Below are 19,386 nucleotides of genomic sequence, written 5' to 3'. Positions count from 1 at the left end.
GAACGGCCCCGCGGCCCTGCGGCGCGGCGGCGCGGCGGCCAGCGGATCGGTGGATCAGCCCCGGCCCAGCTCCCCCGGATCAGGCCCCCGGCTCCGCGCCCCCGCGGGCGGCAGCACCCACGCCGGGACGCCGGCGCCCGCCCGCTCGCGGTCCCCGGCCGTGCCGCTCGCGCAGCAGGCGGTACTCCTCGGCGACGTCGGCCGCGGCGACGTCCCACGTGTGCCGCGCCGCATGCTCCCGGGCCGAGGCGGACAGCCGGGCGAGGGCGGCCGGGTCGGCCAGCAGCCCGCGGATCGCGCGGGCCCAGTCGTCGGGCTCGCGCGTCGGCACGAAGACGCCGCTGACCCCCTCCCGCACCGAGTCGACGAGGCCCTCGGTGCGCGACGCGACCACGGGCGTGCCGCACGCTGCGGCCTCGAGCGCCACCAGGCCGTAGGTCTCCGCCGCGGAGGGCATGAGCGCGAGGTGCGCGGCCGCGAGGGCGCTCGCGGTCGCCGCCCGGTCGAGCGCGCCGGTGAACACCACGTCGTCCTGGAGCCCGAGGGAGCGCACGAGCGCGTGCAGATCCGCCGCGTAGGCGTCCCGGCCGGGCGACACCCCGCCCGCGATCACGAGCAGGGGCCGGGTCGCGGGATCCAGCAGCGCGAGCGCCCGCACCGCGACGTCCTGCCCCTTGAGCGGCTGGATCCGGCCGAGCAGCACGATGCGCACCCTGCCGCCGCCGTCCCGGCCCGACGGCTCCTGCAGGAAGGCCGACTCCACGCCCGGCGCGACCACGTGCACGGCGGCCGGGTCGGCGTCGTACGCCTCCACGAGCAGCCGCCTCTCGGACTCGGCCGACGCGATGACGAGGTCCGACGCGCGCACGAGCCGCCCCTCGTCGGCGAGCCGCGACGCGGGCTCGGGGGTGTCGCCGGCGACGAGTCGGCGGTTCTTGCCCGCCGACACCGAGTGCAGGGTCAGGACGTGCGGGACGCCCCAGGCCCGCGCCACCGGGAGCGACGCGACCGCCGACAGCCAGTAGTGGCCGTGCACGACGTCGGCCGGCGGCAGCGCGGCGAGCGCCGCGGAGAACGCATCCGTGATCGCGGGCAGCTCCTCCTTGGCGAGCGGCCCGGCCGGACCGGCGTGCAGGGAGACCAGCTCCACGCCGGGGGCGACCGGGAGCACCGCCGGGTCGGCCGGATCGGTGGCCCGGGTGATCAGCCGCACCTCGTGCCCCTGCCGCCCGAGGCTCCGCGCGAGCTCCAGAAGGTAGACGTTGAGCCCGCCGGCGTCGCCGGTGCTGGGCTTCTGGATCGGCGACGTGTGCAGCGAGACGAACGCGATCCTCATGCGCCCGATCCTACGAGCGGCCGGCCCGCCCGCCGCGGCCGGGCTCAGCCCTCGCCGCCCAGCCGTCCCGCGAGCCGTCCGTGCATGCGGAGGCTCGCGTCGTTCATCCCGGCGATGTCGACGGTCGTGCCGCGGCGCTCGTACTTCGTGGTGATCGCGTCGAGCGCGGCGACCGTCGAGGCGTCCCAGACGTGGGAGCCGCTCATGTCGATGCGCACGCGCGCGGGGTCCTCCGCGTACCGGAACTGCGTGGTGAGGTCGTTGCTCGACGCGAAGAACAGCTCCCCGACGACGCGGTACTCGGCCGTCGGCTCGCCGTCCGCGTCCTCGACCACCGTGCGCTCCACCGTCGCGAAGCGCGCCACGCGCCGGGCGAAGACGACCATCGCCGCGATCACGCCGACGACCACGCCGATCGCGAGGTTGTGCGTCGCGACGACGACGGCGACCGTCAGCACCATGACGAGCGTCTCGCCGACCGGCATGCGCCGGAGCGTCGACGGCCGGATGCTGTGCCAGTCGAACGTGCCCACCGACACCATCACCATCACGGCGACGAGCGCGGCCATCGGGATGACGGCCACGAGGTCGCCGAGCACCACCACGAGCAGCAGCAGGAAGACGCCGGCGAGGAACGTGGAGATGCGCGTGCGCGCCCCCGAGGCCTTCACGTTGATCATCGTCTGGCCGATCATCGCGCAGCCGCCCATGCCCCCGAACAGGCCCGACAGCATGTTCGCGGCTCCCTGGCCCCAGGTCTCGCGCGTCTTGTGGGAGGGAGTGTCGGTGATGTCGTCGACGAGCTTCGCCGTCATCAGCGACTCGAGGATCCCGACGAGCGCCATCGCGAGCGCGTACGGCCCGATGATCCCCAGGGTCTCGAGCGTGAGCGGGACCTGCGGCAGGAACAGCTCCGGGAGGCTGCGCGGCAGCTCGCCCTGGTCGCCGACGGTCGGCACGGCGAGCGCGCCGAGCACGGTCGCCCCGGTGAGGAGGGCGATGGCGACCAGCGGCGCCGGCACCGCCCGGGTGACGCGCGGCAGCAGGACGAGGATCGCGATGCCCGCCGCGACCAGCGGGTAGACGAGCCACGGCACGTCGACGAGGTTCGGGATCTGCGCCGTGAAGATCAGGATCGCGAGCGCGTTGACGAAGCCCACCATCACCGAGCGGGGGATGAACCGCATGAGCCGTGCGACGCCGAGCACCGCGAGGACGACCTGCAGGACGCCCGCGAGGATCACCGTGGCGAGGAAGTAGTCCATGCCGTGCTCGCGCGCGACGGGCGCGATGACGAGGGCGACGGCCCCCGTGGCCGCGGAGATCATCGCCGGGCGGCCGCCGAGGAACGCGATCGTGACGGCCATGACGAACGACGAGAACAGGCCCACCCGCGGATCCACGCCCGCGATGATCGAGAACGAGATCGCCTCGGGGATGAGCGCCAGCGCCACCACCAGGCCGGCCAGGACCTCCCGGGTGAGGATGCGCGGCGTCCGCAGGGCCTCGAGGACGGTCGGCGACGGTGCGGGCGCCGCGGACGGGCGGCGGCCGGGACCCGGTGCGGCCGGGTCGACGGCGGAGGGGGGCGTGACGGACACGGTGCTCCGATCGGGAGGAGGACGAGGAGGACAGGGGTGCGGACCGGGCCCGGGCCGGTGACGGCGGGGCGCGCATCCCACGGCGCCACCCGGGTGCCCGCGCGGAGCGGACGCCCCCGGACGGGGCGGTGATGCGTCTCCCGGATTCGGGGAGAATGGTCGGACGTGGCCATCCGGCCGCGACCCACCCCACCCTACCCTGCCCTCACGTGAGGGGAGGGTCTGTCTGGAGGCCCGCATGACGCGCCCTGCCGGCTCCGCGACCATGCAGATCGGCGAGCTCGCCGAGCGCACCGGCCTGTCGCACCGCACGCTCCGCCACTACGACGAGACGGGCCTGCTCCGGCCGTCGGGCCGCTCCGACGGCGGGTTCCGCCTGTACACGGACGAGGACCTGGAGCGGCTCCTGCTCATCCGCCGGATGAAGCCGCTCGGCTTCTCGCTCGAGGAGATGATGCGCCTGCTCGAGGTGACCGACGCGCTCGACGCCGCCGGCCCCGACCAGGACACCGCGTCGCTCCGCGCCGACCTCGCCGCCTTCATCACCGACGCGGAGGAGCGCCGACGCCGCCTCGCGGAGCACCTCGGCATGGCCGACGAGTTCCTCGACCGCCTCCGCGCCCGCTGACGCACGGGTCCTCCCCCGCGGATGCGCGGGTCCGCGCACGTCCCGCGGACGTCCCTCCCGGAACCGCCTCGTACCATGGAGGGGTGTCGACCATCACCCCTCCCCGCGCCGCCGCCTCGGCCTCCGCCGGTCCCGTGCTGCGCGAGGCGTCCCGCCGTCGCACCTTCGCCGTCATCTCCCACCCCGACGCGGGCAAGTCCACGCTCACCGAGGCGCTGCTGCTGCACGCGCACGCCATCGGCTCCGCGGGCGCCGTGCACGGCAAGCAGGGCCGGAAGTCCACGGTGTCCGACTGGATGGACATGGAGAAGGAGCGCGGGATCTCGGTGAGCTCCGCCGCGATCCAGTTCACCCACCGCGACACCGTCATGAACGTCGTCGACACCCCCGGTCACGCCGACTTCTCCGAGGACACGTACCGCGTGCTCTCCGCGGTCGACGCCGCGATCATGCTGGTCGACGCGTCCCGCGGGCTCGAGACCCAGACCATGAAGCTGTTCGAGGTGTGCCGCCAGCGCCGCATCCCGATCATCACCGTCATCAACAAGTGGGACCGGCCCGGCCGCGAGCCGCTCGACCTCATGGACGAGATCAAGGAGCGCACGGGCCTCCTCCCCACCCCGCTCACGTGGCCGGTCGGCGAGTCCGGCGCGTTCTTCGGCGTGGTGGACCGCTCCACCGGCGAGTGCGTCCACTTCACCCGCACCGCGGGCGGCGCGAGCATCGCCCCCGAGACGCGCATGTCGCCCGAGGAGGCCCTTGCCGCCGCCGGATCCGCGTGGACCGACGCGGTCGAGGAGAGCGAGCTCCTGCACGAGGAGGGCCAGGACCACGACGAGGAGTCGTTCCTCTCCCGTCGCACCACGCCCGTGCTCTTCGCGGCGGCCGTGCTCAACTTCGGCGTGACCCACATCCTCGACGCGCTCGACTCCATCGCGCCCGCAGCGCAGCCGCGCCCCGACGAGCAGGACCGCACGCGTCCCGTCGAGGACGACTTCTCGGGCTTCGTGTTCAAGGTCCAGTCGGGCATGAACACCGCCCACCGCGACCGCCTCGCCTTCATGCGCATCTGCTCGGGCGTCTTCCACCGCGGCATGACGGTGACGCACGCCCAGACGGGCCGCCCCTTCGTCACCAAGTACGCCCAGCAGCTGTTCGGCCGCGAGCGCTCCACGGTGGAGGACGCCTACCCGGGCGACGTCGTCGGCCTCGTCAACGCGTCCAACATCCGCGTCGGCGACACCCTCTTCGACGGCGCTCCCGTCACCTTCCCGCGGCTCCCGCAGTTCGCGCCCGAGCTCTTCCGCGTCGTGCGCTCGAAGGACACGAGCACCCACAAGCAGTTCCGGAAGGGCATCGAGCAGCTGGACCACGAGGGCGTCATCCAGGTGATGCGCTCCGACCTCCGCGGCGACCAGGCGCCCGTGCTCGGTGCCGTCGGGCCGATGCAGTTCGAGGTCGTGGTCGAGCGCATGACGAACGAGTTCCGCGCGCCGCTCCGGATGGAGCCGCTCGAGTACCAGGTGGCCCGGATCACCGACGCCGCCTCCGCTCCCGCCCTCGCGAAGACCATCGGCGTGGAGGTGCTCGTGCGCTCGGACGGCACGCACATCGCCCTCATCACCACCCCGTGGCGCCTCAAGGCGATCGAGCGCGACAGCCCCGAGCTCACCCTCGTCGACGCGGCGACGGCCCTACCGGACGCGTGATCACGGGCATCCGCGCGTGACCCCCTCAGCCGGTCACGTCCCGGCCAGCCGCGTCCCCGCCGTCCTCGGGCTCACGATCGACGCCGAGACGCGCTGCGAGCACTACGGCTCGCGGCTCGACGTCGTCGCCCTGCGCGCACCCTGCTGCGATGCCTGGTACCCGTGCCACCTGTGCCACGCGGCCGTCGCCGACCATCCCCTCGAGGTGATCCCCCGGGCGGAGCACGACCTGCCCGCCGCCCTGTGCGGCGTCTGCCGCGCCACGATGACGGTTCCGCAGTACCTCGCGGCCGAGGCCTGCCCGCGGTGCGCTGCGCCGTTCAACCCCGGATGCGCGGCGCACGCCCACCTCTACTTCGCCCCGTGAACGGCGTCGTGGGCAGGCCTGGAAGGCCCGCACCCTGAGCACGGGACGCCGGTGCACCGGCTCCGGGCCCGGCGCCCCAGGCCCGCCCGCAGCAGCGGGAGCGCCCGCAGCGCCGCAGGACCGTCCGCGGCGCCCCCGGGCCCACCTGCAACGCCGCAGGACCGCCCGCAGCGCCGCCCTCGGCTAGCCGCCCGCGGGCATGTCCGCGAAGCGGGAGAAGTGCCCGTGGAAGCCCACCGTGATGGTGCCGGTCGGTCCGTTGCGGTGCTTGGCGACGATGAAGTCGGCCTCGCCCGCGCGCGGGTTGTCCTTCTCGTAGGCGCTCTCGCGGTGCAGCAGGATGACCATGTCGGCGTCCTGCTCGAGCGAGCCGGACTCGCGGAGGTCGGAGATGGCCGGCATCTTGTCCGCGCGCTGCTCCGGCCCGCGGTTCAGCTGCGACAGCGCGATGACCGGCACCTGCAGCTCCTTCGCCATGAGCTTGAGCGCACGCGAGAACTCGGAGACCTCCTGCTGACGCGACTCGACCTTCTTGCCGCTCGTCATGAGCTGCAGGTAGTCGATGACGACGAGCTTGAGGCCCACCTTCTGCTTGAGCCGTCGGCACTTCGCGCGGATCTCGACCAGCGTCATGTTGGGGCTGTCGTCGATGTAGAGCGGCGCGTCGTTGATGCGGCCGCGGGTCTGCGCGATGGTGGTCCAGTCGCGCGCGTCCACGGTGCCCTTGCGCATGCTCTGCAGCGGCACCGACGCCTCGGCGGACAGCAGGCGCATCGCGATCTCGCTGCGCCCCATCTCCAAGCTGAAGAAGATGGACGGCATGTCGAACTTGATGCTCGCGGCGCGCGCGAAGTCGAGCGCCAGGGTCGACTTCCCGAGCGCGGGGCGGGCCGCGACGATGATGAGCTGGCCCGGGTGGAGGCCGTTCGTGAGCGCGTCGAGGTCGGCGAAGCCCGTGGGCACGCCGGTCATCTGGCCGTCCTTGCCCTTGGCCGCCTCGATCTCGTCGATGGCCACCGTGACCGCGTCGGTGAGGGGCACGTAGTCCTCGGCCTCCACGCCGCCCGTGACGCCGTAGATCTCCGCCTGCGCGTTGTTGACGAGGTCGACGACCTCGCCCTCGCTCGCGTACCCCATCTGCACGATGCGGGTGCCCGCCTCGACCAGGCGGCGCAGCACCGCCTTCTCGGCGACGATGGACGCGTAGAAGCCGGCGTTGGCCGCCGTGGGCACGACGCTCGTGAGCGTGTGGAGGTAGTCGGCGCCGCCGGCGCGGCTCAGCTCGCCGAGCTTGGTGAGCTCGTCGGTGACCGCGATGACGTCCGTCGGCTCCCCATGCGAGTACAGCGACAGGATCGCGTCGAAGATGATCTCGTGCTTCGGGATGTAGAAGTCGATCGCCCGCACCTGCTCGACCGCGTCCGCCACGGCGTCCTTGCTGAGGAGCATGCCGCCGATGGCGCTCTGCTCGGCGAGGAGGTCGTGCGGCGGCGTGCGCTCGTGACCGGCGCGCTTGTCGCGCTCGTCCCGTTCGCCGGCGAGACCCAGATGGGCGATGGACACGTGCGGCTCCCCTCGGTCGGCTGGGCGGATGCGCCCGCACGACCGTTCTAGCTCGGACCTCCGACACCGCTCGGACGGCGTCGGCCGGACCCCTCTCGGGTCCTCCGGCGACCCGTTCGACGGGTGCTGCCCCACGATATGGATCGACCCCCCGCGACACCAAATGCACCTGTGGACGGGGCTGTGGAGAAAGTGGGCGAAACGCCGGGGATCGTGTGGACTACCTGGGGATGAGCCTGTGCACTACTCGCGGATCCGACCAAGGAATAACCCGCTGACCAGCACCGCGGAGTTCCACACCCAATGTGGGGAAACTAGTCTGGACCAGCGCTTGAGGGTTCTTCTGCTAGGGCCTCGCCTGTGGATGGAGCTGGGGATCGGGGCCCTCTGACCGGCTCCTTAACCGCCGATGGCGGTGGGCATCATGCCCACCGCCATCGTGCTCGTGCTGCGTTACTTCGCGGCGACGACCTGCAGGCTGATCGTGGCGACGATGTCGTCACGGAGCCGGATCGTGGCCTCGTGGTTGCCCGTGGCCTTGATGGCCGTGGGGATCTCGATCTTGCGCTTGTCGACCTGGCCGATGCCGGACTCCTCGACCGCCTTGGCGATGTCGGACGTCTTGACGGAGCCGAAGAGGCGCCCGCCCTGGCCGGCCTTGACGGTCAGCTTGACGATCTTGGCCTCGAGGCGGCTCTTGAGGTCCTGCGCCTCCTCGATGGTCGCGTGCTCGCGAGCGGCACGCGCGGCCTTGATCTGCTCGATCTGCTTCTCGCCGCCGCGGCTCCAGATGACCGCGAAGCCCTGGGGCACGAGGTAGTTGCGGGAGAACCCGTTCTTGACCTCGACGACGTCTCCGGGGGAACCGAGGCCGGAGACCTCGGTCGTCAGGATTACTTTCGACATTCCATTACCCCTTAACGTCCGGAGCCGGCGTAGGGGAGAAGTGCCATCTCGCGCGCGTTCTTGACTGCGCGCGCGATGAGGCGCTGCTCCTGCACCGAGACACCGGTGATGCGACGAGCGCGGATCTTTCCCCGCTCGGAGATGAACTTGCGGAGGGTGGCGACATCCTTGTAGTCGATGACGCCGACGCGGATGGACTTCGCCGGGGCGGCGTTCTTGCCGCCCTTGGCTCCGCGGAGAGGCTTGCGGCGGTCGCCGCTGCTCTTTCCAGCCATGATTGTTCCTGTCTTTCGTACGTAGTGCGACGAGCCCTAGAAGGGCGTCTCGTCGTTGAAGTTGCCGGGGTTGGACCAGCCGCCGTCGCCGCCGCCGGAGTTGCCTCCGGAGCTCGCGGGGGTGCCCCACGGCTCCTCGGCCACCTGCTGCTGCTGGGGCTGTCCGCCGCCGAACTGGCCACGGCCGCCGCCGCCGGAGTTGCCTCCGCCGCCGTTGCCGCCACCGCCGGCCGCGCGCGTGACCTGTGCGGTCGCGTAGCGGAGCGAGGGGCCGATCTCGTCGACCTCGAGCTCGATGGAGGTGCGCTTCTCGCCCTCCTTCGTCTCGTACGACCGCTGCTTGAGGCGGCCGGTCGCGACGACACGCGAGCCCTTGGTGAGCGAGGACGCCACGTGCTCGGCGAACTCGCGCCACACGCTCGCACGGAGGAAGAGGGCGTCGCCGTCCTTCCAGTCGTTGCTCGCGCGGTCGAAGGACCTCGGCGTGGAGGCGATGGTGAAGTTGGCTACCGCCAGCCCGTTCTGCGTGTACCGCAGCTCCGGATCACTGGTGAGGTTGCCCACGACCGTGATGATGGTTTCGCCGGCCATCGACTACTCCCCGGTCTTCTCGCTGGAAGCAGCCTGGGCTGCCGGCTTGCCGGGCGTCGCCGGAGCGGCATCCGTGGCGGGCGCCTGGGGCGCGGCGTCTGCGGCCTTGGACGTGGCGGCTGCCTTGCGGGCGGCCTTCTCGTCGGCGAGCTTCGCAGCGGAGGCGACCATGGCCATGGCCTCCTCGGCACGCAGCACCTTGGTGCGCATGACGGCCTCGGACAGACCCAGCTGGCGGTCGAGCTCCTGCGTGGCCTCGCTCGTGGCGGTGAGCTGGACGACGGCGTAGATGCCCTCGTTCTTCTTGTTGATCTCGTACGCCAGTCGACGACGGCCCCAGACGTCGACGTTGTCGACGGTGCCACCGCTGGTGCGGATGACGTTGAGGAACTTGTCGAGACTGGGAGCGACGGTGCGCTCATCGATCTCGGGATCCAGGATCACCATGAGTTCGTACTGATGCGTCACTAACCCACCTCCTTCGGACTTGAACGGTCGCAGACGATCTGCGACAGGAGGGTATGTGCATCTGTCCGCGCGGGGCAGGGGAGTCCCGTTGCCGGGCGGACAACCTCAGAAGACTACCGGATGGGGAGGGACGGCACCAGACCGCGGGGCGCGGACGTGCGGATCCGCGCCGGTCAGCCCTGCTCGGCCGCCCACCAGGCGACGAGGCGGCGCGTGGCCTCGTCCTCGGGAAGCGGCCCCTCGTCCAGCCGCAGCTCCAGGAGGAAGCGGTAGGCGCGGCCGACGACCGGGCCCGGCGGCACGTCGAGGATGCGCATGATCGCCTCGCCGTCGAGGTCGGGACGCACCGCGGCCAACTCCTCCTGCTCCGCCAGCTCGGCGATGCGCGCCTCGAGGTCGTCGTACGCGAAGCCGAGGCGGTCCGCCTTCCGGCGGTTCTGCGTCGTGACGTCCGCGCGGGTGAGCATGTGCAGCCGCTCGAGCTCGGGACCCGCGTCGCGGACGTACCGGCGCACGGCGGAGTCGGTCCAGCCGCCCTCGGTGTACCCGAAGAAGCGCAGGTGCAGCTCGATGAGCCGGGCCACCGAGGCGACCGTGTCGTTGTCGAACCGCAGCGCGCGGAGCCGCCGCTTGGCCATCTTCGCGCCGACCACGTCGTGGTGGTGGAAGGTGACGACCCCGCCCGACTCGAGCCGGCGGGTGGAGGGCTTGCCGATGTCGTGGAGGAGGGCGGCCAGGCGGAGGACGAGATCCGGCGCGGCACCCGGGTGGCGGGAGCGCTCGTGGTCGATGGCCTGGTCGAGGACCTGGAGCGAGTGCTGGTACACGTCCTTGTGCCGGTGGTGCTCGTCGGCCTCGAGCTTCATGGCCGGGAGCTCCGGCAGCACGTGCTCGGCGAGGCCCCCCTCCACCAGCAGGTCGAGCCCCGCGCGCGGCTCGGGAGTGCGGAGCAGCTTGGACAACTCGTCGCTCACGCGCTCCACGGAGATGTCGAGGATCCGCGGGGACATGCCCCGGATCGCGGCGAGCGCGGCGTCGTCGAGGTGGAAGCCCAGCTGGGAGGCGAACCGCACGGCGCGCATCATGCGCAGCGGGTCGTCGCCGAAGGAGACCTCCGGGGCGACGGGGGTGCGGAGCAACTGGGAGAGGAGGTCGTCGATGCCGCCCGAGGGGTCGACCAGCACGACCTGCGGGAGACGCACGGCGAGCGCGTTGACGGTGAAGTCGCGGCGCACGAGGTCCTCCTCCAGGGAGGAGCCGAACTCGACCTCCGGCTTCCGGGAGACGCCGTCGTACTGGTCCGTGCGGTAGGTCGTGATCTCGACCTGCTCGCCTCGCACCCGGGCGCCGATGGTGCCGAAGGCGCGCCCGATGTCCCAATGCGCGTCGGCGACCGGCTTCACGATCTCGAGGATGCGGTCGGGGCGGGCATCCGTCGTGAGGTCGAGGTCCGTGGCGTCGCGGCCGAGGAACGCGTCGCGTACCGGGCCGCCGACGAGGGCCAGCTCATGCCCGGCCTCGTGGAAGGCGCGTGCCAGCACGGCGACGGGGGGCGATGCGGCCAGCTCGCGGAGACGCTCGAGGGCCTGTGCGACGCTGTGCATGGTCGGACAGTCTACGGCGGTGCCGGGTCGCGCATCCGGCCTCCACGGCGAGCGCGCACGGGCCGCGCGGGACCCGCGCTTTAGAATCGCCAGATGCACGCCGCGCCTCGACACGACGCCGGCCCCACCCGCACGGACAGAGCCCTCCGGCTGATCCGGCGAACCGCGCGACGCACGATCTCCACCCTCGTGTGCGCCACGGTCGCCGCCGGGACGCTCGCCGCCGGGACGGTCGCGGCTCCCGCGACCCCGGCGCAGGCGGCCACCGAGGGGGTGACGCTCACCGTCACCCCGTCCTCGGAGGGGATCCTCGCGCCCGGCGAGGACCTCACGGTGACGGTCTCCGTCGTCAACGGCACGGACTCCGCGGTTCCGGCCGGACGCATCGACCTCGACCTCAACCGCACCGTGCTGGACACGCGCACGGAGCTCGACGGCTGGCTCGACACCGCGGCGACCGACGCGAACTCCCGCACCGGACCCCGCATCGGGCGGACCGACAGCCCGGAGGTGCCCGCCGGCGGCACCGTCGACGTGCCCCTCACCATCCCGTCGGGCACCGTGGCCCTGCAGGGCAGCCGCGGCGGCTTCGGCCCGCGCGGGCTCACCGCGGAGCTCGCGGCAGGCGGGGTCGACGTGGCGACCGGGCGCGGCGCACTCGTCTGGAGCCCGGGCGAGGATCCCGCACCCGTGCCCGTCGCGGCGGTCATGCCGCTGACGGTGCCGCCCAGCGCGTCCGACTTCATCGACGCCGAGGCCCTCGCGACCTACACCTCCCCCGGCGGCACCCTCGCGCGCCAGCTCGACGCCGTGTACGGCCGCCCCGTCGCGGTCGGCATCGATCCGCGCCTCCTCGCGTCCATCCGGATCCTCGGGGTCGACGCCCCGGAATCCGCCGTGGACTGGCTGCAGCGCCTCCGCGAGATGCCCAACGAGACCTTCGCCCTGGCGTGGGCGGACGCCGACGTGGCCGTCCAGTCGCAGGCCGGCGCCGCGACCCTCCTCGGGCCCACCGACGCCTCCTACGCCGTGCAGGCGCCCCGGTTCGCCGAGCCGGGGTCGACGCCCGCCCCCACGCCCACGGAGACGCCGGCGCCGGACGCGACGAGCGGATCGGCGTCCGCCGCCGTCTCGACCGAACCCGCCGAGGAGCCCACGGAGGAGCCGGAGCCGAGCCCCAGCCCCACCGCGCCCGTCCTCTCGCCCGTCCCGAGCCTCGAGGACCTCACGGCCTGGGACCACACGATCCCGGGTGTCGCCTGGCCGGCCGCCGGCACCATGACCTCCGACGACCTCGGCGTCCTCGCCGCCAGCGGCGTCACCACCGCGGTCCTCGCGAGCGGCGACGTGCAGGCGGCCGGCACCGCGGCCGTCCCCGCGCCCGTCGGCGCGACCGGCACCGTGGGCGACATGAGGATCCTCGTCACGGACAGCCGGGTCTCGGCGCTCGTCGACCAGGCGCTCTCCGCGGCGACGGACGAGTCCTTCGGGATCGCGCTCGCGCAGCTCTCGGCCACCCTCGCGGCCGACGCGCGGGAGGACGACGGCCACGTCGTCGTCGCGGGCCTCGAGCGCGGCTGGGCGGCCTCCGGAGCGCGCCTGGGCCAGCTGCTCGACGCGATCCAGGCCCTCCCCTTCAGCGACACCGCCACGGCGACCACCGCGCTCGGCAGCCCCTCGGTGCCGCTGCAGGTCGTGGACCAGCCCGAGGACGCCGGCCGCGTCCAGCGCGTCGCCGACGCGATGTCGCTCGAGGCGCAGGTGGACGCGTTCGCGAGGGCGGTGGAGCGGCCGGAGCTCATCACCGGCCAGCAGCGCATGCTCCTGCTCGTGACGCTCTCCAACCGCTGGCGGGACGACCCGGATGGGCTCGTGACCGTCCAGGACGGTTACACCGCCCAGGCGAACGGGGTGCTGGGTTCCGTGGCCATCACCACCCGCCAGAACACCGTGATCAGCGACACGACGAGCCTCCTCATCAACGTCAGCAACGAGCTCGACCAGCCCGTCACCGTGCGGCTGTCGATCATCGCCGGCAGCGGCCGGATCCGCGTCGACGACTCCGCGGTCGTCACCGTGCCCGCGCACGGCAGCGCCTCCGCCCGACCGCCGATCACCTCCATCTCCAACGGCGACGTCGTGGTCACCGCACGCCTGACCACCGAGGACGGCACGGTCCAGATCGGGGACAGCGCGCCCGTCGAGCTCTTCATCCGCGCCGGGTTCGAGGCCGTCGTCACCACGCTGTTCGTCGCGGCCGTGGCCCTCCTGTTCGGCTTCGGCCTGTTCCGCAGCATCCGCAAGCGCCGCCGCGCCCGAGCCCGGCAGCTCGCCGGCCTGCCCGAGGAGATCGATGACTGACCGGACCGCGTCGCGCACCTCCGCATCGGACCGGGCATGACCGCGGCCCCCGCCCCCCGCGGCGGCGGCATCGGCCGCGCGTCCGCACTCCTGGCGTCGGGGACGTTCGTCTCGCGCATCCTCGGCTTCGTCAAGGCCATCGTGCTGCTGCAGACCATCGGCGCGACCCTCGGCAGCTCCAACGCCTTCTCGAACGCGAACCAGCTGCCCAACAACATCTACGTGATCATCGCCGGCGGCGTCCTGAACGCCGTCCTCGTGCCGCAGGTCGTGCGGGCCGCGAAGCACGCGGACGGCGGCGCCGGCTACATCAACAAGCTCGTCACCATCGCGATCGTCGTGCTCGGCGGCGTCACGGTCCTCGCGACCGTGGGCGCTCCCGTGGTGTCCCGCCTGTACGCCGCCACCCTGCCGCCGGACGTGTTCGCGCTGGTCGTCGCGTTCGCGTACTGGTGCCTGCCGCAGATCCTCTTCTACGGCCTCTACGCGGTGCTCGGCGAGGTCCTCAACGCGCGGGGCTCGTTCGGGCCGTTCACCTGGGCGCCGGTCCTCAACAACGTCGTCGCGATCGCCGGCCTCCTCCTATTCCAGGCCATGTTCGGATCCGGGAGCCGCCCCGTCGACGACTGGAGCCTCGACAAGATCGTCGTGCTCGCGGGATCCGCGACCCTCGGCGTGGTCGCGCAGGCGCTCATCCTGTTCGTCTTCTGGCGCCGCGTCGGTCTCCGCTTCCGCTTCGACTTCGCCTGGCGGGGCGTCGGCCTCGGCACCGCGGGCCGCCTCGCGGGCTGGACCTTCGGGATGCTCGTCGTCACGCAACTCGCCGGCATCGCCCAGTCGAACGTCGCCAACATCGCGGCCACCTCGGACAGCCCGTCGAGCACCATCCTGCTGAACGCGTGGCTGTTCTTCATGCTCCCGCACTCGATCTTCGCCGTCTCCATCGCCACCGCGTACTTCACGCGCATGAGCACCCACGCGGGCGAGGGCGACCACGACAGCATGCGGGTCGACCTCTCCTCCGCGATCCGCACCGTCGCGCTCATGACGGTCCTCTCGACCGCGCTCATCGCCGTCCTCGCCGGTCCCGTCGCCCGGGTGATGGTGTCGGGCGACTCGGGCGAGGTGCGCGGGTACGGCGTGGTGCTCATCGCGTTCATCCTCGGCCTGCCGGCGTTCAGCACCCTCTTCGTCCTGCAGCGCGCCTTCTACGCGCTCTCGGACACGCGCACGCCCTTCTTCATCCAGTGCGCCCAGGTCGTGGTGTTCATCGCCGGCGCGCTGGTCATCGCGCAGCAGCCCGTCGAGCTGATCGGCGTGGGGCTCGCCGTCCTGCAGACCGTCACCGTCACCGGGCAGGCCGTGCTCGCGGCGGTCCTGCTCCGCCGCCGGATCGGGCGCATCGACGGGCACCGGATCCTCCGCAGCTCCGTCCGCTTCGCCGTCGCGGCCGTGCCGACGACCCTGGTCGGCCTGGCACTGCTCCAGCTGGTCTCGGGGGGCGCCTTCACCGGCATCGGCGTGGACTCGAAGGGCTCGGCCCTCCTGGTCGGGATCCCGATCGCCGCCGTCATGACGGCCGTCTACCTGGCCTCCCTGGCCGCGATGCGATCCTCCGAGCTGCAGCAGCTCGCCGGTCCCGTGCTGCGCCGCATCCGCCGCCGCTGACCCCTCCGACGGACGCCGGACGGGCTCCCGCGCGACGCCGCCCGCATGCGCGCCGTCGCCCGGTGGAGGCCAAGGAATAGCCGCTACCGTGGGTCTGTTGCAGAGGTGAGCGGGCGCCGGGACGGTGCCCCGCCGAGCAGTGGAGGAGAAGCCGTCGTGCGTCAGATCATCATCATCGGTTCGGGTCCCGCGGGATACACGGCCGCCATCTACGCCGCCCGCGCCAACCTCACCCCCCTCCTCATCGCGAGCTCGGTCGAGGCCGGCGGCGAGCTCATGAACACCACCGAGGTCGAGAACTACCCGGGCTTCCCCGAGGGCATCCAGGGCCCCGACCTCATGATGGCGATGCAGGCGCAGGCCGAGAGGTTCGGCACGGAGGTCGTCCTCGACGACGTGACCTCGGTCGAGCTCCAGGGCGACGTCAAGCGCGTCACGCTCGGCAACGGCGACGTGCACGAGGGCCTCGCGGTCATCGCCGCGACCGGATCCGCGTACCGCAAGCTCGGCCTCCCCTCGGAGGACCGCCTGAGCGGCCACGGCGTCTCGTGGTGCGCCACCTGCGACGGCTTCTTCTTCCGCCAGAAGACCATCGCGGTCGTCGGCGGTGGCGACAGCGCCATGGAGGAGGCCACCTTCCTCACCCGCTTCGCGGAGAAGGTCTACGTGATCCACCGCAAGGACAGCCTGCGCGCGTCGAAGATCATGCAGGACCGCGCGTTCGAGAACCCGAAGATCGAGTTCGTCTGGAACGCGCAGGTGGTCGACATCACGGGTGGCGAGAAGGTCGACGGCGTCGTGCTCGAGGACACGGTCACGGGCGAGCAGCGACCGCTGGCGCTCGACGGCCTCTTCATCGCCATCGGAAACGACCCCCGCACGCACCTGTTCCACCAGCAGCTGGAGCTGACGAGCGAGGGCACCATCGCCGTCGAGGGCCGCTCCTCCCGCACGAACCTGCCGGGCGTGTTCGCGGCCGGCGACGTGATCGACCCCACCTACCGCCAGGCCATCACGGCCGCGGCGTCGGGCACCATCGCGGCGCTGGACGCCGAGCACTTCCTCGCGTCGCTGCCCGACACCCTGCTCGACGCGGCGTCGGACGGCCCGGAGGGCCCTGCCGGCCACGGCGCCCCCGCCGCTGGCAGCGCGGTCGACCCCGACGGCGAGCTCGTCGGCGCCGATCGCCTGTAGTCCTCGCGGCGCCTCACGACGCCCGACAGCACCGAAGGACCCGGGAACCGCCCGGTTCCCCCCGAATCCCACGAAGGAGCACCCATGTCCCACTCCCGCGACGTCACCGACGCCAGCTTCCAGGCCGACGTCCTCGACGCCGAGAAGACCGTCATCGTCGACTTCTGGGCGCCCTGGTGCGGCCCGTGCAAGGCCGTCTCCCCCGTCCTCGACCAGATCGCCGCCGAGAACCCCGGCATCGAGCTCGTCAAGATCGACGTGGACGACAACCCCGAGGTCGCCATGAAGTACAAGATCACGTCCATCCCGGCGATGAAGGTCTTCCGCGGCGGCGAGGTCGTCAAGACCGTCATCGGCGCCAAGCCGAAGCCCGCGCTCGAGCAGGAGTTCGCCGAGTTCCTCAAGTAGCACTCCCCCGCGCATCACCGCGGGACGCACCATCCGGAGGGCCCGGCACCACCAGGTGCCGGGCCCTCCGTCATCCCCCGGCGCCGGGTACGGCCCTCGGTGCCGGCCGCCGCCCTCCCGCCCCGCACCGCGCCACGGACCGCGAGGGGCCGCCCATTAGGCTGGACGGCAATCGGACAGTGAGAGACGTGACGTGACACCTGCAGGCACCCCCCGCGATCCCGCGGGCACCAACCTCGACCCCTGGTTCCCCCACTACGCGGAGAGGACCTCAGGCCTCAGCGCCTCCGAGGTCCGCGCCCTCTTCGCCGTGGCCTCCCGTCCCAAGGTCGTCTCGCTGGCCGGCGGCATGCCGTTCGTCTCCGCCCTCCCGCAGGAGCTCATCGTCACGGCCATGGAGAAGGTCATGCGCGAGCGCGGACCGGTCGCCCTCCAGTACGGCGGTGGGCAGGGCACACCCGAGCTCCGCGAGGACATCCTGGAGATCATGGCGCTCGAGGGCATCCGCGGCAGCGTCGACGACATCGTCACCACCACGGGCTCCCAGCAGGCGCTCGACCTCGTCACGAAGCTGTTCATCGACCCGGGCGACGTGATCCTGGCCGAGGCGCCCAGCTACGTCGGGGCGATCGGCGTCTTCCGCAGCTACCAGGCCGTCGTGGAGCACGTGGTCATGGATGACGAGGGCCTCGTCCCCGAGGCTCTGCGTGAGGCGATCGCCCGCATCCGCGGCGAGGGGCGCACCATCAAGTTCCTCTACACGGTCCCGAACTTCCACAACCCGGCCGGGGTCACCATGTCGGCCGCGCGTCGTCCCGAGATCCTGGAGATCTGCCGGTCGAACGACATCCTCGTCCTCGAGGACAACCCCTACGGCCTCCTGTGGTTCGACCGCCCGGCACCCGACGCCCTGCGGAGCCTGGACGACGAGGGCGTCATCTACCTCGGGTCGTTCTCCAAGACGCTCGCTCCCGGGTTCCGGGTCGGCTGGGCGTTGGCGCCGCACGCCATCCGCGAGAAGCTGATCCTGGCCCAGGAGTCCGCCGTCCTCTCCCCCAGCTCCTTCAGCCAGCTGATCATCTCGGAGTACCTGCACGCCTCGGATTGGAAGGGCCAGATCGACACCTTCCGCGGCGTGTACCGCGAACGCCGCGACGCGACGCTCTCCGCGCTCCAGGAGCACCTCCCGAGCCTCAGCTGGACCGTGCCGAACGGCGGCTTCTACGTGTGGCTGAAGCTGCCCGAGCAGCTCGACTCGAAGCAGATGCTGCCCCGCGCCGTCACCGCCCTCGTGGCCTACACGCCCGGTACCGCGTTCTACGCGGACGGACGGGGGCGCGACGCCATCCGCCTGTCGTTCTGCTACCCCACCCCGGAGCGCATCCGCGAGGGGGTCCGACGCATGTCGACCGTCATCGACGACGAGCTGGACCTCCTCAGCACGTTCTCGGGCACGGGAGCGCTCGCGTCCCGCCCCACCACGTCCGTGGCCGCCCCGCCCCCGGACCTGGACTGACCCCACCACCGCACGCCCTCGGACACCGCACACGACTGGATCGAGCATCATGACCGCACACGACCCCCTCTCCGTCGTCGTCCTGGCCGGCGGCATCTCCCACGAGCGCGACGTGTCGCTCCGCAGCGGACGCCGGGTCGCCGATGCGCTGCGCAGCGCCGGGGTCGACGCCACCCTCCGCGACCCGGACGCGACCCTGCTCGACTTCCTCCGGGAGACCCCTCCCGCCGTCGTGTGGCCGGTCCTGCACGGCGCGAGCGGCGAGGACGGCGCCCTCCTCGGTCTGCTCGAGCTGGCGGGCGTCCCCTACGTCGGATCCTCCGCGCGCTCCGCCCGGCTCGCCTGGGACAAGCCGACCGCGAAGGCGCTCGCGGAGGCGGCGGGACTGCGCACCCCGCGCTCGATCACCCTGCCGAAGGACACCTTCCGCGAGCTGGGCGCCGCCGCCGTGCTGCGCCTGGTCACGGAGACCGTCCCGGCTCCGTATGCGGTCAAGCCCGCCCGTGGGGGCTCGGCCCAGGGAGTCACCATCGTCCGCGATGCCGAGGCCCTCCCCCGGGCCATGGTCGATGCCTACACCTACGGTGACGTCGCGCTCATCGAGCAGCTCGTCGAAGGCACCGAGATCGCCATCGGCGTGCTCGACACGGGCGACGGCCCGGAGGCCCTGCCCGCCACGGAGATCGTGCCCACGTCCGGCGTGTACGGGTACGAGGCGCGCTACAACGCCGGCCTGACGCGCTTCTACACCCCGGCGCGAGTCTCGCCCGAGGCAGCCGCCGCAGTGGCGGACGCCGCGGTGCGGATCCACGTCGCGCTCGGCATCGGACAGGTCTCGCGGGTCGACATCATCGTCGACGCGGACGGGGCACCCTGGTTCCTGGAGGTGAACGTCATCCCCGGCATGACGGAGACGTCCCTCCTCCCCCAGGGTCTCGCTGCCGCTGGTGTCGAGGTCGGTGAGCTGTACCGCCGCCTGGCCGAGGCGGCCCTCGGCGCCCGCTCGTCCGACTGACCCCGCCCGTCCTACTGATCCCCCTGTACGCGCCGACGCCGGTTCGTCACGCTGACGGATGCGTGGGTCCCTGACGGGTGCGTGGGTCCCTGACGGGTGCGTGGGTCCCTGACGGGTGCGTGGGTCCCTGACGGGTGCGTGGGTCCCTCACGGGCAGGTTCGTGCAAAGCCGGCGG

General features: G+C 72.3%; 16 protein-coding genes and 1 pseudogene. 9 read left to right on the top strand and 8 right to left on the bottom strand.

From position 1 onward, the window contains the following. Positions 1–79: 79 nt before the first annotated feature. Entirely contained in the window at positions 80–1,336 is a 1,257-nt protein-coding gene (locus tag AC07VC_RS01710; RefSeq protein ID WP_494674652.1) for a glycosyltransferase, read from the bottom strand. Between the two features lie 44 nt (positions 1,337–1,380). Then, positions 1,381–2,838 carry a SulP family inorganic anion transporter gene (locus tag AC07VC_RS01705; RefSeq protein ID WP_494676537.1) on the bottom strand — a complete coding sequence of 486 codons (1,458 nt, stop codon included), beginning with the start codon at positions 2,836–2,838 and terminating at the stop codon, positions 1,381–1,383. 337 nt (positions 2,839–3,175) lie between these two features. Between AC07VC_RS01705 and AC07VC_RS01700 the strand changes: the two genes are divergently transcribed. The 3 genes from AC07VC_RS01700 to AC07VC_RS01690 all read left to right on the top strand — a co-directional run bounded on the left by AC07VC_RS01700 (position 3,176) and on the right by AC07VC_RS01690 (position 5,641). Further along, positions 3,176–3,565 carry a MerR family transcriptional regulator gene (locus tag AC07VC_RS01700; protein WP_317228896.1) on the top strand — a complete coding sequence of 130 codons (390 nt, stop codon included), beginning with the start codon at positions 3,176–3,178 and terminating at the stop codon, positions 3,563–3,565. Between the two features lie 83 nt (positions 3,566–3,648). Then, positions 3,649–5,274, top strand: a complete 1,626-nt coding sequence (locus AC07VC_RS01695) for a peptide chain release factor 3 (RefSeq protein ID WP_494674653.1) — start codon at positions 3,649–3,651, stop codon at positions 5,272–5,274. 16 nt (positions 5,275–5,290) lie between these two features. Continuing rightward, the gene (locus tag AC07VC_RS01690) at positions 5,291–5,641 is read left to right on the top strand and encodes a CHY zinc finger protein (protein WP_494674654.1); all 351 of its coding nucleotides are present in this window, start codon (positions 5,291–5,293) and stop codon (positions 5,639–5,641) included. A 183-nt stretch (positions 5,642–5,824) separates the two neighbouring features. On the opposite strand, the gene dnaB is transcribed toward AC07VC_RS01690, so the two are convergent. The 6 genes and pseudogenes from dnaB to AC07VC_RS01660 form a co-directional block, all read right to left on the bottom strand. Continuing rightward, positions 5,825–7,204 (bottom strand): replicative DNA helicase, encoded by a 1,380-nt coding sequence (dnaB, locus tag AC07VC_RS01685; protein ID WP_086518435.1) that lies wholly within the window; start codon positions 7,202–7,204, stop codon positions 5,825–5,827. Positions 7,205–7,657: 453 nt separating this feature from the next. After that, the gene (gene rplI / locus AC07VC_RS01680; protein ID WP_094116830.1) at positions 7,658–8,110 is read right to left on the bottom strand and encodes a 50S ribosomal protein L9; all 453 of its coding nucleotides are present in this window, start codon (positions 8,108–8,110) and stop codon (positions 7,658–7,660) included. Between the two features lie 11 nt (positions 8,111–8,121). Further along, positions 8,122–8,385 carry a 30S ribosomal protein S18 gene (gene rpsR, locus AC07VC_RS01675; protein ID WP_012039648.1) on the bottom strand — a complete coding sequence of 88 codons (264 nt, stop codon included), beginning with the start codon at positions 8,383–8,385 and terminating at the stop codon, positions 8,122–8,124. A gap of 36 nt (positions 8,386–8,421) precedes the next feature. Beyond that, on the bottom strand, positions 8,422–8,976 hold the full coding sequence (locus AC07VC_RS01670; protein WP_043583663.1) for a single-stranded DNA-binding protein: 555 nt from the start codon (positions 8,974–8,976) through the stop codon (positions 8,422–8,424). 102 nt (positions 8,977–9,078) lie between these two features. Next, positions 9,079–9,423, bottom strand: a pseudogene (rpsF, locus tag AC07VC_RS01665) (30S ribosomal protein S6); the annotation flags it as partial. 194 nt (positions 9,424–9,617) lie between these two features. Continuing rightward, a complete protein-coding gene (locus tag AC07VC_RS01660) occupies positions 9,618–11,048 on the bottom strand; it encodes a CCA tRNA nucleotidyltransferase (protein ID WP_494674655.1) in 1,431 nt (476 codons plus the stop codon). A 93-nt stretch (positions 11,049–11,141) separates the two neighbouring features. Here AC07VC_RS01660 and AC07VC_RS01655 point away from each other — a divergent pair, with 93 nt between their 5' ends. The 6 genes from AC07VC_RS01655 to AC07VC_RS01630 all read left to right on the top strand — a co-directional run bounded on the left by AC07VC_RS01655 (position 11,142) and on the right by AC07VC_RS01630 (position 19,210). Next, complete coding sequence (locus AC07VC_RS01655; RefSeq protein WP_494674656.1) at positions 11,142–13,409, top strand: DUF6049 family protein; 2,268 nt, start codon at positions 11,142–11,144, stop codon at positions 13,407–13,409. 36 nt (positions 13,410–13,445) lie between these two features. Next, positions 13,446–15,077, top strand: coding sequence for a murein biosynthesis integral membrane protein MurJ (gene murJ / locus AC07VC_RS01650; RefSeq protein ID WP_494674657.1), 1,632 nt, complete (start codon positions 13,446–13,448; stop codon positions 15,075–15,077). Between the two features lie 156 nt (positions 15,078–15,233). Continuing rightward, complete coding sequence (gene trxB / locus AC07VC_RS01645; protein WP_317228902.1) at positions 15,234–16,271, top strand: thioredoxin-disulfide reductase; 1,038 nt, start codon at positions 15,234–15,236, stop codon at positions 16,269–16,271. 84 nt (positions 16,272–16,355) lie between these two features. After that, on the top strand, positions 16,356–16,679 hold the full coding sequence (gene trxA, locus AC07VC_RS01640; protein ID WP_094116833.1) for a thioredoxin: 324 nt from the start codon (positions 16,356–16,358) through the stop codon (positions 16,677–16,679). Between the two features lie 193 nt (positions 16,680–16,872). Next, entirely contained in the window at positions 16,873–18,195 is a 1,323-nt protein-coding gene (locus tag AC07VC_RS01635; protein ID WP_494674658.1) for an aminotransferase-like domain-containing protein, read from the top strand. 49 nt (positions 18,196–18,244) lie between these two features. Continuing rightward, positions 18,245–19,210: a D-alanine--D-alanine ligase family protein gene (locus tag AC07VC_RS01630; RefSeq protein ID WP_494674659.1), complete on the top strand. Its 966-nt coding sequence runs from the start codon at positions 18,245–18,247 to the stop codon at positions 19,208–19,210. The last annotated feature ends 176 nt before the right edge of the window (positions 19,211–19,386 follow it).

This window comes from Clavibacter sp. GW821-FHT01D01 (assembly GCF_059422605.1).
The sequence above is the reverse complement of the archived record's forward strand: the minus strand, read 5'-3'. Positions and strand labels throughout refer to the sequence as shown.

Excerpts from the sequence above, each read along its gene's own strand:
- AC07VC_RS01710 (WP_494674652.1), bottom strand. The coding sequence starts at position 1,336 with ATGAGGATCGCGTTCGTCTCGCTGCACACGTCGCCGATCCAGAAGCCC.
- AC07VC_RS01700 (WP_317228896.1), top strand. The coding sequence starts at position 3,176 with ATGACGCGCCCTGCCGGCTCCGCGACCATGCAGATCGGCGAGCTCGCC.
- rplI (WP_094116830.1), bottom strand. The coding sequence starts at position 8,110 with ATGTCGAAAGTAATCCTGACGACCGAGGTCTCCGGCCTCGGTTCCCCC.
- rpsR (WP_012039648.1), bottom strand. The coding sequence starts at position 8,385 with ATGGCTGGAAAGAGCAGCGGCGACCGCCGCAAGCCTCTCCGCGGAGCC.
- AC07VC_RS01670 (WP_043583663.1), bottom strand. The coding sequence starts at position 8,976 with ATGGCCGGCGAAACCATCATCACGGTCGTGGGCAACCTCACCAGTGAT.
- AC07VC_RS01660 (WP_494674655.1), bottom strand. The coding sequence starts at position 11,048 with ATGCACAGCGTCGCACAGGCCCTCGAGCGTCTCCGCGAGCTGGCCGCA.
- AC07VC_RS01655 (WP_494674656.1), top strand. The coding sequence starts at position 11,142 with ATGCACGCCGCGCCTCGACACGACGCCGGCCCCACCCGCACGGACAGA.
- murJ (WP_494674657.1), top strand. The coding sequence starts at position 13,446 with ATGACCGCGGCCCCCGCCCCCCGCGGCGGCGGCATCGGCCGCGCGTCC.
- trxA (WP_094116833.1), top strand. The coding sequence starts at position 16,356 with ATGTCCCACTCCCGCGACGTCACCGACGCCAGCTTCCAGGCCGACGTC.
- AC07VC_RS01630 (WP_494674659.1), top strand. The coding sequence starts at position 18,245 with ATGACCGCACACGACCCCCTCTCCGTCGTCGTCCTGGCCGGCGGCATC.